This window comes from Methylobacillus caricis (genome assembly GCF_020532705.1).
Lineage (GTDB): Bacteria > Pseudomonadota > Gammaproteobacteria > Burkholderiales > Methylophilaceae > Methylobacillus > Methylobacillus caricis.
Window position 1 is genome coordinate 205,518 of the sequence record NZ_JAJAVD010000001.1, and the last position, 14,215, is coordinate 219,732.

Annotated in this window: 12 protein-coding genes; 8 read left to right on the top strand and 4 right to left on the bottom strand. The window is 52.5% G+C overall.

Annotated elements, in window-relative coordinates; genetic code table 11:
- The first annotated feature begins 34 nt into the window (after positions 1 to 34).
- The 8 genes from LG200_RS01055 to LG200_RS01090 all read left to right on the top strand — a co-directional run bounded on the left by LG200_RS01055 (position 35) and on the right by LG200_RS01090 (position 9,132).
- Positions 35 to 319: a hypothetical protein gene (locus LG200_RS01055; RefSeq protein WP_226755752.1), complete on the top strand. Its 285-nt coding sequence runs from the start codon at positions 35 to 37 to the stop codon at positions 317 to 319.
- A 277-nt stretch (positions 320 to 596) separates the two neighbouring features.
- Entirely contained in the window at positions 597 to 1,898 is a 1,302-nt protein-coding gene (locus LG200_RS01060; RefSeq protein ID WP_226755753.1) for a TolC family protein, read from the top strand.
- A complete protein-coding gene (locus tag LG200_RS01065) occupies positions 1,898 to 3,082 on the top strand; it encodes an efflux RND transporter periplasmic adaptor subunit (RefSeq protein WP_226755754.1) in 1,185 nt (394 codons plus the stop codon). Before LG200_RS01060 ends, LG200_RS01065 begins: the two co-directional genes overlap by 1 nt.
- Positions 3,083 to 3,084: 2 nt before the next feature.
- Positions 3,085 to 6,186, top strand: coding sequence for an efflux RND transporter permease subunit (locus tag LG200_RS01070; RefSeq protein ID WP_226755755.1), 3,102 nt, complete (start codon positions 3,085 to 3,087; stop codon positions 6,184 to 6,186).
- 10 nt (positions 6,187 to 6,196) lie between these two features.
- Positions 6,197 to 6,532, top strand: coding sequence for a P-II family nitrogen regulator (locus LG200_RS01075; RefSeq protein ID WP_226755756.1), 336 nt, complete (start codon positions 6,197 to 6,199; stop codon positions 6,530 to 6,532).
- 489 nt (positions 6,533 to 7,021) lie between these two features.
- Positions 7,022 to 7,423 carry a hypothetical protein gene (locus tag LG200_RS01080; RefSeq protein WP_226755757.1) on the top strand — a complete coding sequence of 134 codons (402 nt, stop codon included), beginning with the start codon at positions 7,022 to 7,024 and terminating at the stop codon, positions 7,421 to 7,423.
- Between the two features lie 66 nt (positions 7,424 to 7,489).
- A complete protein-coding gene (locus tag LG200_RS01085; protein ID WP_226755758.1) occupies positions 7,490 to 8,503 on the top strand; it encodes a quinone-dependent dihydroorotate dehydrogenase in 1,014 nt (337 codons plus the stop codon).
- A gap of 5 nt (positions 8,504 to 8,508) precedes the next feature.
- Positions 8,509 to 9,132, top strand: coding sequence for a glutathione S-transferase (locus LG200_RS01090; RefSeq protein ID WP_226755759.1), 624 nt, complete (start codon positions 8,509 to 8,511; stop codon positions 9,130 to 9,132).
- A gap of 69 nt (positions 9,133 to 9,201) precedes the next feature.
- On the opposite strand, the gene clpA is transcribed toward LG200_RS01090, so the two are convergent.
- From clpA to secF, 4 genes are all read right to left on the bottom strand, one after another.
- Positions 9,202 to 11,487: an ATP-dependent Clp protease ATP-binding subunit ClpA gene (gene clpA / locus LG200_RS01095; protein WP_226755760.1), complete on the bottom strand. Its 2,286-nt coding sequence runs from the start codon at positions 11,485 to 11,487 to the stop codon at positions 9,202 to 9,204.
- A gap of 20 nt (positions 11,488 to 11,507) precedes the next feature.
- On the bottom strand, positions 11,508 to 11,819 hold the full coding sequence (clpS, locus tag LG200_RS01100) for an ATP-dependent Clp protease adapter ClpS (protein WP_226755761.1): 312 nt from the start codon (positions 11,817 to 11,819) through the stop codon (positions 11,508 to 11,510).
- A 106-nt stretch (positions 11,820 to 11,925) separates the two neighbouring features.
- A complete protein-coding gene (locus LG200_RS01105; RefSeq protein ID WP_226755762.1) occupies positions 11,926 to 13,182 on the bottom strand; it encodes an HlyC/CorC family transporter in 1,257 nt (418 codons plus the stop codon).
- Positions 13,183 to 13,236: 54 nt separating this feature from the next.
- Entirely contained in the window at positions 13,237 to 14,178 is a 942-nt protein-coding gene (secF, locus tag LG200_RS01110; protein ID WP_226755763.1) for a protein translocase subunit SecF, read from the bottom strand.
- Positions 14,179 to 14,215 lie beyond the last annotated feature (37 nt).

Genomic DNA, 14,215 nt, shown 5'->3' on the forward strand with positions numbered 1-14,215 from the left:
GCCCAGCAGTAAGCTTTGTGGCTATAATGTGCCCATGTCTTTTGCCAAGCGGCTATTTGCCTTGCTCAGTGTAGTTGTCTGTTTGTGTTTGTTTGCGCAACAAGCAGAGCAGGCATATGCCATGGAGTTTGACGGCGTTTCTTTCTCGCACGACACGCATTTCGAGATGGATAATGACCGGGAGGCTAGCGAGCCAATCTTGGTATTGCATTTGCCGCTTGTACGTCCTGCCTTCTTTTTTGACCTCAAGGCTGCCATTCTGGCGCCAACCTATCACCAGCCAGATCTCTTCCTGATCACGCGCCCCCCTATAGCCTGATTGCGTCCGGAAACTGTTGCCGAGGCATGCTGCTACCATGCGACTTCATGAGCAGTGATGTTAATACGACTCGGGAGGTTTACCGGTTTTTGTAGTCTGGATATTCTTCATTGCTTGGCCCGACCTTTGCTCTTTAGTATTTTGGTTTTAACACCGAAGGCATAGTCTATAGTCTTAACAGTATTGATATTCAGGCTCGAATTGCCTGCGAGTACTGGATATGTCAGATAGTCCAGTGCGCACGTAGGATTGCGTTCAATCAATCAGTTAGAGTGACATGAAGATAAAAATAGATTCATATCGGCACAAAGGTAGTGCATTGGCAGGAGCTGCTGTGCTGCGCATACTTACCAAGCAAGTTTTGCCTCTTATGCTGACCTTTTGCTGCATACAGCCAGCAATGGCGGCTTATACGCTGTCTGACATCATAGAGGGGGCCTTGCAAAATAATCCCGCAGTGGGCATTGCGGCTGCCCAGAAAGAGGCTGCTGAAGCTGCCATCACTACGGCTGGCACTTATAGCAACCCTCAAATCGAGGCGGTCATGGGGCCGAGCCGTTACCGTACTCCAGGTGGGCAGGGCGGGGACCGTAACTGGAATGTAGGTCTTTCGCAGCCTCTGGATTTTCCTGGTGTACGTAATGCCAGGCTGGCGGTGGCCGAATCCGGCACCAAGGTTGCTGATGCCGGGACGGAGTTGATCCGGATTGAGCTCAGGACCCGCGTCAAGAATGCATTTTACGATGTATTGCAGCGGCAGGCCGTGCTCAAGTTGGTTGAGGGTGACCGTAATCTGCTGCAGCAGATCCGCGAGCGCGTGAAGTTGCGGGTGGATGTGGGCGAGTCGCCCAGGTATGAATTGATCAAGGCGGATACAGAGGCCTTGGCTGCAGAGCGTGATTACCAGTCCGCTCTGGTGCGAGTGTCAGAGGGCAAGGCCTATTTGCGTGGATTGGTAGGTTCCAGCATCCCGGTTGAGTACGATTTGGAAGGGGAACTTCCCCTGTCGGACAGCTTGCCGTCATTGGATAGCCTGCGTGCGCAGGTCGTGCAAAGCCCCCAATTGTCACAGGCGCGTGCAGCCACGGAGACTGCAGATGCCAGGCTTCGGTTGGAGGAGCGCTTGCGTAATCCGGGCCTCACCCTCAAGGCAAGCATAGAGCAAGATCCTGACTTGACCCAGATGCGTTTTGGCGTGGCGATTCCGTTGCCGTTGTGGGATCAGCGTAAAGGCCCGATTGCAGCAGCAGCCGCTGATGTCAGGCAGAGTCAGGCAGTGTTGAGTGACCGGGAACTGGCGTTGCGTCGTGACATGGAGGCAGCCTATCAGCGTTATTTGATCGCACAGCAGCAATTGTCTGCATTTGAAAATGGCCTGCTCAGCCAGGCCGAGTCGGTATTGAAAGTGGCGGAGGCGGCTTATCGTTTCGGTGAACGCGGCATCTTGGAGTATATGGATGCGCAGCGGACTTTCCGCGCAGTGCGCAAGGATTACCTTGCCGCCCGATTTGATTATGTCAGCAGCATGCTGGAAATTGAGCGCCTGCTCGGTACTGAACTTTTGGAGGTTAAGCCGTAATGTTCCTGAATTCTTTGAATAAAAAATCCCCTGCCGCAATCCCATTCAAATTTGTATTGTCCGGTGTGATGCTGGCGCTGTTCCTTTCTGCCTGCAAGCCTGCGACAGAAAATGCGGATGAGGCTGAAAAGCAGCCTAATGACCCTAATGTGGTCGAGTTGTCCAAGCTGTTGCAGGAGCAGGTCAAGCTGGCAACAGTGGGTAAATCCGATATTCGCGAGATATTGCGGGTACCCGGCAGCATCCAGGTGGATGATCAGCGCGTTGCGCGTATTGGAGCATCGGTGACTGGGCGAATTACTGATATTGATGTAATGCTTGGCCAGGATGTGAAACAGGGGCAAGTGCTGGCTACCTTGAATAGTACTGAGTTGGCACAGAATCAGTTGCTTTACATCAAGGCCTGGCAGCAAATTGCATTACAAACCAAGGCGGTTGAACGCGCGCGCCAATTATTGGAGGCAGATGTAATTGGCGCTGCAGAACTGCAGCGTCGTGAAGCTGAACTGAGCTCTGCCCAGGCAGATCTTTATACCGCCAAGGAGCAATTGCATGTACTGGGCATGTCTGACCAGGCGATTGCTCAGATCGCCAAGTCCGGGCAGATGCGCTCCTATAGCAGTGTCTATGCACGCCTTGCCGGGACGGTGATCAGTCGCAAGGTCAATCTGGGGCAAGTGGTGCAACCAGCCGAAGAGTTGTTTATCGTGGCCGACCTGTCACGTGTCTGGGCGGTGGCAGAGGTGCCTGAGCAGCAGGCAGAGCTGGTGCAAGAAGGGGAGGATGTAGATATTGAAATCCCTGCACTGAGCAATCGCAAATTTACCGGCAAGCTCATCTTTGTAGGAGATGTGGTTAATCCATTGACCCGCACGGTAACGGTGCGTACCGACCTGGTCAATACCGACCACACTATCAAGCCGGATATGCTGGTTTCCATGCTGGTGCAATCCAAGGCAATTGCGCAAATTGCCGTGCCGCGCCGTGCCGTGGTACGCGAGAATGACAAGGATCATGTGTTTGTCGAGATTGCTCCTAACAAATTCCGCATGCGTGAGATAGAGCTGGGAACGGAGTACCAGGAGTTTGTTGCCGTGACTGCTGGGCTGGATGAAGGTGAGAAGATCGTGGCGGAAGGCGCTTTCCACTTGAATAACGAACGCAAGCGCAAGGAATTGGAATAGCCATGATTGAATCCCTGATTAGAGCTGCGCTCAAGCAGCGCCTCATAGTGGTCGTCGTGGCAATTGCCCTGATGGCCGCGGGGGTGTTTGCTGTGAAGAAGCTGTCTGTTGATGCATTTCCGGACGTTACCAATGTGCAGGTGCTGATTGCTACACAGGCCACCGGGCGTTCCCCGGAGGAGGTTGAGCGGTTTATTGCGGTACCCCTGGAAATTGCCATGACAGGTTTGCCCGGCCTGGAGGAAATGCGTTCGCTGAACCGTAACGGCCTGTCGTTGATTACCCTGGTATTTACCGACAAGACCGATGTCTACTTTGCTCGTCAACTGGTCATGGAGCGGTTGATGGAAGTGATGGAACGCATGCCTGAAGGCGTGACGCCGATTCTTGGGCCCGTGGCAACCGGCTTGGGCGAGGTGTATCAATTCACGCTGGAAAAACCAAGCGATGGTAACAAGGAGTTATCCCAGGAGGAATTGACCGAGCGTCGCTCCATTCAGGACTGGGTAGTGCGCCCGTTGTTACGAGGTATCCCCGGCATTGCTGAAATCAATTCCCAGGGGGGGTATGTCAAGCAGTACCAGGCATTGGTCAATCCTGACAGGATGAATCACTATGGCCTCAAGTTGCATGACGTCTATATGGCATTGGCACGTAACAACGCAAACAGCGGCGGCGGGGTTCTGCCACACTATGCCGAACAGTATTTGATCCGTGGTGTTGGCCTGATCCAGAATCTGGAAGATATCCGTAATATCGTGCTCAAGGAGCAAGGTGGCGTACCTGTTTACATGCGGGATGTCGCCGAGGTGCAGCTAGGGTATGAAGTGCGTGTCGGCGCTGTGGTCAAGAATGGCTATACCGAATCTGTCGGCGGTATTGTCATTATGATGCGTGGCGGGAATGCGAAAGAGGTTGTAAGCCGGGTCAAGGCGCGCGTCAAGGAAATCAACGAGCAGGGCATGTTGCCCAGCGGCCTGCAAATCGTGCCCTATTATGATAGAAGCGAGCTGGTGGATGCGTCACTGAAGACCGTGACCAAGGTGCTGATTGAAGGCATTATCCTCGTGATCATCATCCTGTTCCTGTTCCTTGGTGATGTGCGCTCAAGCCTGATCGTGGTGTCCACATTGATCCTGACACCGCTGATTACCTTCATGGCGATGAACTATTACGGCATTTCTGCCAACCTGATGTCGCTTGGCGGGTTGGCCATTGCGATTGGCCTGATGGTTGATGGCTCCGTGGTAGTGGTGGAAAATGCCTTCCACCATTTGGGGCATCGGCCTGGCGAAAGCAAAATCAGGGTGGTGCTGGAGGCTGCTACCGAGGTTGGCACCCCAGTGCTGTTTGGCGTAGGCATCATTATCCTGGTGTTCCTGCCCTTGATGACCCTGCAAGGGATGGAGGGCAAGATGTTTGCTCCGTTGGCGTTGACCATTGCCATTGCCCTGTTTATTTCGCTGATCATCTCCCTCACCTTATCACCTGTCCTGTGCTCCTATATTCTCAAGGGGGGCAGCGGAGAAGATACCCGCCTGATCCAGGCGATCAAGCGTCCCTACCTGCGCATGCTGAATTGGGCGCTCAAGCACGACAAGCTGACGATCATTACGGCTACCCTGGTCTTTATCGGTACCATACTTTTGGTACCTTTCCTGGGAACGTCTTTTATTCCGGAAATGAAGGAAGGATCGATTGTGCCGGGGATCAACCGGGTGCCGAATATTTCGCTTGAGGAATCTATCAAGATGGAAAACGACGCCATGCGCCTGATCATGGAGAAGGTGCCGGGTGTCAAATCAGCGGTATCCGGTGTTGGCCGTGGTGAAAGCCCGGCTGATCCACAAAGCCAGAACGAGTCTACGCCCATTATCAGCCTCAAGCCGCGTGATGAGTGGCCGGAAGGCTGGACCCAGGATGATATCGCGGAAAAAATGCGTACCGTGCTGGAGGAATCCTTGCCAGGTGTGCAGATCGTCATGGCCCAGCCAATTTCTGACCGTGTTGATGAGCTGTTGACAGGCGTTCGTGCTGATGTGGCAGTGAAGATTTTTGGTGAGGACATGGATCTGCTCAAGGCCAAGGCCGATGAAATCTCGCGTATTGCAGGCGGCGTGACAGGGGCGACGGAAATCAAGGTAGAGAAAGTCTCGGGCCAGCAGTACCTCAACATCACGGTGGATAGGCATGCGATTGCACGCCATGGCATCAATGCTTCTGATGTGCATGACGTGATCGAAACCGCTATTGGGGGCAAGATTGCGACTGAAATCTATGAAGGGCAACGTAGATTCAGCGCTGCGGTACGTTTCCCGGCGAGTTTCCGTGACAATATCGCAGCTATCAAGAATATCCTCATTACTTCACCCAATGGCTCACGGGTAGCGCTGGAAGATCTGGCCAAGATAGAGGTGAAAGACGGTCCGGCACAGATCAGCCGGGAACTGGCCAAGCGCCGTGTTGTGGTCGGCATTAACGTGAAGGATAGGGACCTGGGCGGTTTTGTAGCCGAATTGCAGCAGGTATTGACCAAGCAATTGAAGCTGCCGGAAAGCTATTACCTGGAGTTTGGCGGCCAGTTCCAGAATATGGAGCGTGCCATGGGGCACTTGATGGTGATTATTCCGGTAACCATAGGAGCAATTTTCTTCCTGCTGTTCCTGCTGTTTAACTCCGTGCGTTATGCCGCCATGATCATCATGGTGCTGCCATTTGCCTCCATCGGCGGTATCATCGCATTATTCCTGACCGGTGAATATCTCTCGGTGCCGGCTTCGGTTGGGTTTATTGCATTGTGGGGGATTGCTGTGTTGAATGGTGTCGTACTGGTCTCTTATATCCGCAGCCTGCGGGATGAGGGAATGAGCCAGAGCGAGGCTATTGTGAAAGGATGTACGCAGCGTTTCCGCCCTGTGATGATGACGGCAACTGTTGCCTTGCTGGCCCTGGTGCCGTTCTTGTTTGCTACCGGGCCGGGTTCTGAAATTCAGCGGCCATTGGCGATTGTGGTGATTGGCGGCCTGATTACTTCTACGTTGTTGACGTTGGTGGTTGTGCCTACTTTGTATCGCAAGTTTGAAGAAAAACGAATAGAAGCCTGAGGGAATTGAAATGAAAGAGATTAAAGCAGTAATACCGCCGCAACGCTTGCCCAAAATTCGCTCAGCCCTGCGTAACATCAAGGGTTTTCCCGGGATGACTGTCAGCAAGGTGGAGGGCTGCGGTCACCATGTGGCACGTCCTACACAGGGAATACGTGAAGAGCTGACGGATTACAGCCCTAAGGTTCGAGTGGAGATTGTTGCGCCGGACGAGTTAGTGGAGGGCATTCTGCAAGTGCTGGTGGAAGTTGGCCATACCGCCCAGATCGGTGACGGGATCGTCTGGGTGACGAATGTCGAACGTATGATCAGGCTTTCAGAGCAGGTGATTGTCCTGGATTGCTGATCAAGGCGATTCGTTATTTGCAAAATTAAGGGGCTCCATCTGGAGCCTTTTTTTATGGTGGTGCTTTGTACAGAATTCGTATAAATTATACTTAATTGTATAAGTAATTGGATTGTGATGCATAAGCTTCAGGTTTGTGTAATGGCTAGGCCTGGCCCTGGCGCAAGTTGCGGCAAGTATCATGGCGATCATTTGCTGGCGGTCTTGACTGATGCTGTTAGTGCGGCGGCAGTGCCGGTCATAGTCGAGCCAGTCAAGTGTCTGCTTTATTGTCAGCAAGGGCCTAATGTGAGGCTTTTGCCGGAAGGAAAGATATGGCACAAGGTGGATAGCGCTAAAGTAGAGGAAATAATAAGTAAAATCAGCACCCTTAAATAATATTGAAATAATATACAGATCTGTATATTATTTGGATGCTTGATCCCAAGTCTCAGTGGGTTCAGGCATGGAGTGTGGCGATATGGCCGATATTAAAATTGAGGGGGAAATATGGATATCTTGTTGGTAGCTGCAGGTGGGATGATCATTGCAGTCTTGAGCATGGCATGGCTGGGTACCTTTGCGCGCTGGTTTGTGATTGCTGGTATAGATGGCGGATTGGTCAAGGACTATGGCGTGTTGATCAAGGCGCATATCGATTTTGTCCTGATGTCGCTGTATTGTCTGGGCATCTATGCTGCTGCCAAAGCAGCAGGGGTTGAGATTCCCGTATTGGCCTGCTGGCTGATTGCGATTGGAGGTTTTACCAATCCTGGTGTATTTGTCATTGCAGCATTTAAACCTGACTTTTGGCAGGTAATGTGGGTCAAGGTCTACACCGCGCTTAGTTTTATCGTAACCACGGTGGGTTTTATCTGGGCTGCCTCGGTATTGATAGGCAAGGCTTTCTAAGTATTTATCCAATGGCAGCAGTGGATGGGTGCGGCATGAGAGGGGTTTTCCGGTAAAATCCGTCTCATGCTTTATTCACTTGCCAAACCATTGTTGTTCAAACTGGACGCGGAGCGCGCCCATGATTTCACCCTCAGGAACCTGAAGCGGGCTGAAAGGTCCGGACTGTTGAACCTTTATCCGCGTCCTGCCAAGTGTAAGGCACGCCAGGTGATGGGTATCAGCTTCCCCAATCCGGTGGGACTGGCAGCAGGCCTTGATAAGAATGGGGCTTATATAGATGGGTTGGCAGCCCTGGGATTTGGTTTTATCGAAATAGGTACGATTACACCACGTCCTCAGCCTGGCAATTCCAAGCCTCGCATGTTCCGTATTCCGGAGGCGGAGGGAGTCATCAACAGGTTCGGTTTCAATAATCTGGGGGTGGATGCTCTGCTGCAGAATGTTGCCGCCGCCAGGTATCAAGGCGTACTCGGTATCAATATAGGTAAAAACTTTGATACGCCCAACGAGCGGGCATTAGATGATTACCTGGTCTGTATGCGCAAGGTATATGCACACGCGCATTACATTACCGTCAATATCTCTTCGCCCAATACCAAAAACCTGCGCCAATTACAGGAAAAAGAGGCGCTCGCTGGCCTCTTGCAGGCGCTCAAGCTGGAACAGCAGGTACTAGCCGACCGGGTTGGCCGATATGTGCCGGTTACGCTCAAGATTGCCCCTGACCTCGACGCAATTCAGATTGCCGATATCGCCGGGCTTCTGATGCAGTATCGTTTTGATGGCGTGATTGCCACCAATACCACGCTTTCGAGGGATGAGGTACAGGGCTTGCCGCATGCGGAAGAGGCGGGCGGTCTTTCCGGGGCGCCGGTGCGGGAGAGATCCACAGCAGTGATCAGGGCATTGGCAGGCCATTTGGCGGGTGCCTTGCCCATTATCGGGGTCGGTGGCATCTTGAGCGGTGATGATGCTGTCGCCAAGATTGAGGCTGGAGCCAGCCTGGTACAACTCTACAGTGGGCTGGTATATCGTGGTCCGGTGCTGATCGACGAAGTCTGTCGTAAGCTGGGCTAGCTTGTATGGCTCTGCCCATACTCTATTCATATCGCCGTTGCCCTTACGCCATGCGTGCACGTATGGCGCTGCATTATGCAGGTATCAAGGTTGAAGTCCGAGAAATTTCACTCAAGGCCAAGCCTGCCCATATGCTGGCGGTTTCCCCCAAGGGAACGGTACCTGTGCTGGTGTTGGGTGATGGAGCAGTCATAGATCAAAGCCTGGACATCATGGAGTGGGCGCTTCTTCAGCATGATCCTGATGGCTGGCTTGAGAACAAGGCGGCTTCATTGCCATTGATTGCACGGAATGACGGGCCTTTCAAGCAGGCATTGGATCAGTATAAATACGCCAGTCGCTTCCCGGAAAACCTACCAGAAACTTATCGCGAGCATGGAGAGGACTTTCTCCATGAGCTCGAAGATCGCCTGCAACAACAGCTGAGTCTGTTGCCACATGGTATAGGCTTGACGGATATTGCCATTTTTCCTTTCATCCGCCAGTTCTGCATGGTGGATGAGGCCTGGTTTCAGCAGGCGGCCTATTCGAGACTGAAAGTCTGGCTGGCGGGGCTGCTTGATTCCCCACTGTTTAAGGACATCATGCAGAAACAGCCCTTGTATGACGGACAGAATCAGCAAGGGTAGGGGTTGAGAGGCAAATAAAAACGCCGCTGGATGGATCGCAGCGGCGTTTCAAGTTGCTTGCGCAGTGGTTTAATTTGCGACGTCAGCTTCGAGCGCGGGCTTGTCTTCTGGGGTTTCCTTGTCAAAGCTCAGCTTGATATTGTCTTCCTTATCAAGGTCCACCTGTACATGTCCGCCATTGGCCAGTTTGCCAAACAGCAACTCGTCAGCCAAGGCACGGCGTATGGTGTCCTGGATCAGGCGGGCCATCGGACGTGCACCCATGAGCGGATCGAAACCTTTCTTGCCCAGGTAAGCCTTGAGTGCATCGCTGAAGGTGGCTTCCACTTTCTTCTCATGCAGTTGGTCTTCAAGCTGCATGAGGAATTTGTCCACTACGCGCATGATGATGTCCTGTGACAGCGGAGCAAACGATACTGTGGCATCCAGGCGGTTACGGAATTCAGGACTGAACAGGCGCTTGATATCTGCCATTTCATCGCCGGAGCTGCTTGCCAGCGTAAAGCCGATGCTGGTTTTGCTGATGGCTTCAGCGCCTGCGTTGGTGGTCATGATAATGGTGACATTACGGAAATCAGCCTTGCGGCCATTGTTGTCTGTCAGCGTGCCATGATCCATCACTTGCAGCAGGATGTTGAAGATATCAGGGTGGGCCTTCTCGATCTCATCCAGCAACAATACGCAATAAGGCGTCTTGGTAATAGCCTCTGTCAGCAAGCCCCCTTGTTCAAAGCCGACATAGCCGGGAGGGGCACCGATCAGGCGTGACACGGCATGACGCTCCATATATTCGGACATGTCAAAGCGGATCAATTCAACACCCAGTGTATAGGCGAGCTGGCGAGCAACTTCAGTCTTGCCGACACCGGTAGGCCCGGAAAACAGGAATGAGCCTATAGGCTTGTTGTTGCTGCCAAGGCCACTACGCGCCATCTTGATGGCGCTGGCCAGTACTTCAATAGCTTTGTCCTGGCCGAATACGGTAGCCTTGAGATCCCGTTCCAGGGTTTTCAGGGTATTCCTGTCATCGCTGGAGATATTCTTGGGAGGTATGCGTGCCACCTTGGCGACGATATCTTCGATCTCCTTGTTGCCAATCACCTTTTTCTGCTTGGATTTGGGCAATATGCGCTGAGCGGCGCCTGCTTCGTCTATGACGTCAATCGCCTTGTCTGGCAAGTGACGATCGTTGATGTAGCGCGCAGAAAGCTCAGCTGCCGTATTGAGGGCAGAGGCAGTGTATTTGACACTATGATGTTTTTCAAAACGCGACTTCAGGCCTTTGAGTATCTCCACGGTTTCGGAAATAGTCGGCTCTACTACATCCACTTTCTGGAAGCGGCGTGACAATGCATGATCCTTCTCGAAGATGCCACGGAATTCCTGGTATGTGGTGGCGCCTATGCATTTAAGCGAGCCATTGGACAGTGCCGGCTTGAGCAGGTTGGAAGCATCCAGTGTACCACCGCTGGCAGCACCTGCGCCAATCAGGGTGTGGATCTCATCAATGAATAAAATAGCGTCAGGCTGCTCAGCCAGTTTCTTCATCACGGCTTTCAGCCGTTGCTCAAAGTCTCCACGGTATTTGGTACCAGCGAGCAGGGCTCCCATATCAAGAGAGTAGATAACGGCATTTTCCAGCACGTCGGGTACGGTGCCTTCTACAATACGGCGCGCCAAGCCTTCGGCAATCGCGGTTTTGCCCACACCGGCTTCGCCAACCAGCAATGGGTTGTTCTTGCGGCGACGGCAAAGTGTCTGCACCACGCGCTCCAATTCCTGGGCGCGACCTATGAGAGGATCAATCTTGCCTGCCAGCACCTGCTGGTTAAGGTTCTGCGTGTAGCTTTCCAGCGCGCTGGCTGGTGTGGCTTCGGATTCCACTTCCTGCTCTGTTTCGCTGCGCTTGGAGGTTCCGTCTGCCACCTTAGCCACGCCGTGAGAAATGAAGTTGACCACGTCAAGGCGGGTAATGCCCTGCTGATGCAGGAAGAACACGGCATGTGAGTCTTTCTCGCCATAAATGGCCACCAGCACATTGGCACCAGTGACCTCTTTCTTGCCCGAGGACTGGACGTGCAGGATGGCGCGCTGGATGACACGCTGAAAACCAAGGGTAGGCTGCGTGTCGACTTCTTCGCTGCCTTCAACAGTCGGCGTATGCTCTTCAATGTAGTTGTTGAGTTCGCTGCGTAGATTGTCCAGATTGGCGCCACAAGACCGCAGTACATCGGCTGCTGTCGGGTTGTCGATCATGGCCAGCAGCAGATGTTCCACGGTAATAAGCTCGTGTCGTTTCTGTCTGGCGTCCATGAACGCCATATGTAGGGATACTTCGAGTTCTTGCGCAATCATTTAAGCTTCCTCAGCTTTCTTCAGGCTTCTTCCATCGTGCATTGCAGCGGGTGCTGGTGCTCGCGGGCATAGCTAATAACTTGATTCACCTTGGTTTCGGCGATGCCGTGCGGATATACGCCGCATACGCCTGCACCTTCAGTATGTACTTGGAGCATGATTTGCGTTGCTTGTTCACGATTTTTCTGGAAAAAGCGCTGCATAACATCGACTACAAATTCCATAGGCGTGTAGTCATCATTCAGCAGAATGACCTTGTACATGGCGGGCGGCCTGGGTTTGGTGGCGCCGGTCTTTTCGACAATGCTGTCCTGATGTTTGATGCTAGCCATATCTTGTAGTCTATTTTGAGCCGAATGCAGAATTTTTCAAGTCTGAAATGAGTAGGGTTATTTGCTCTACTCTAGATTTAATCAAAATTTCTGCCTGTCAGTACTGTTACGGATAAATCCTGACAGTTTTTACTGTCCTGTCCTGGGTTTTGATGATTTCAAGCTTGAAGTCGCCAATTTTCAGACCAATGCCGGATTCGGGAATGTCTTCAAAGTGCTCGATAATCAGGCCATTGAGCGTGCGCGGGCCGTCCACAGGCAGGCTGATGCCAAGCTTTTTGTTGATGTCGCGCAAGCTGCTGCTGGCATCTACCAGCCAGCTACCTTTGCTTTCCTTACGGTAAGCCTGCTCCGGCACCATGGATTCACTGGCAAAATCACCAATAATAGCTTTGATGATATCTTCGAGTGTCACAAGGCCTTTGAGTTCACCATATTCATCAACAACGAGGGCAATGCGCTGCTGATTCTGCTGAAACTCCTGCATCTGGGTATAGAGCGGTGTGCCTGAAGGAATAAAGTAAGCTGACTCTATGTTCTGGGTCAATATACGTTGGGTCAGGTCTTGCTGGCGCAATGCATTGATAATCTTGCGGATGTGCAGCATGCCGATAATTTCTTCAGTCGGTCCCTTGCGTACTGGAAGGCGGGTGTGATGGCAATGGGTGATTTGCTGCAAAATATCTTCCATTGGTGCATCAAAATCCACAATTTCAAGCTGTGTGTGCACGGTCATGATGTCATCGACCGTGGTTTGCTCCAGATCTAGCAGGTTGAGCAACACTTCGCGATGTTTCTGCGGGATGGGGCTGGTAGATTCGCTGAAGATACTGCGCAATTCCTCAATGCTGGCGGTGTGGCTGCTTTCGGTAAAGCTGACTTTCATACCCAGCAGGCGGAGCAGGCTATTGGCACACAGGTTGGCAAGCCAGATCAAGGGATAGCCAACCTTTACCAGGGGCAGGAGTACATAGCTGAATGCCAGCGCCAATGGTTCTGCGTGGCGCGCAGCAATTACCTTGGGAGTAATCTCGCTGAACACGAGGATGGCGAAAGTAATGATGAGCGTAGAGGCTGGCATGAGCAGCTCACCGAGATTGAAAAGCCTGATGCTGATAAATGCCGCCAGAGTTGACGCAGCGGCATTGGCCAAGGTGTTGCCTAGCAGTATGGCACCAAGAAACTGTTCACGTTCATGTAGTAGCCTGGAGGCGAGGTGGGCACTGCGTAGCCCTTCTTTTGCCAGTATTTTCAGCCGATGACGATTGAGCATCATCAGGCTGGTCTCGGCCATGGAAAAAAATGCGGAAATAAAAAGCAGCAGGGCGAGTATGCCCAGCTGCCATAATAAGGGAATGTCCAACGGTAGCTATCGATTAAGAGATACCGATAGTTTCGGCGCGAAGCGCCCGCCTTGTCAAGGCAGTGCTTCTGCCTCGGTTTTCTTTTCGCTAGCGCCGCCGCCAATCAGGTTCTCACGGGATACACCCAGATACATGGCAATCGGGCTTGCCACCAGCACGGAGGAGTAGATGCCGAAAAGGATGCCGATGGTCAGTGCCAGGGCAAAGTTGTGCAGCACCTCACCACCAAAAAAGAGCATGGATAAGACCATGAGTTCGGTTGAGAAGTGAGTGATGATGGTACGTGACATGGTACGGGTAATCGCATTGTTGATCACGTCCGGTACGCTGGCCTTGCGCATCTTGCGGAAGTTTTCTCTCACGCGGTCAAAAACAACCACGGATTCATTTACCGAGTAACCCAGTACCGCCAGCACTGCCGCAAGTACGGTCAGGTTGAATTCCCACTGGAAAAAGGCGAAGAAGCCGAGAATGATGACCACGTCATGCATATTGGCGATGACAGCTGCCACCGCAAAGCGCCATTCGAAGCGCAAGGCAAGATAGGCCATGATGCCGGCACAGACAAACAGCATCGCCAGTGCTCCCTTGTCGTACAGCTCCTGGCCAACCTGTGCACCTACAGACTCAACGCGGTGCAGCTTGACTGAGGGGTCTGCCTTGGCCAGTGCCGACAATACCTGATCGGACAGTTGGGCAATGGAAACGCCTGGCTTGATTGGCAGGCGGATCAGTACGTCCTGGCTGGTGCCGAAGTTCTGCACTGTGGCATCCTTGAGGCCGATCTCGTCCACGGATTTGCGGATGCTTTCCAGATTGGCTGCTTGCGGGTAGCTCACTTCCATCATGGTGCCGCCAGTGAAGTCGACTCCCAGATGCAAACCTCTAGTGAACAGGAAGAATACCGCAAGCAGAAAGGTTGCCAGCGAAATGGTCGTTGTCAGACGGCCATAACTCATGAACGGTATATCTTTTTTGATTCTGAAAAATTCCATGATATTTACTCTAGTCTTTATGCCTGGTTGATAGCAA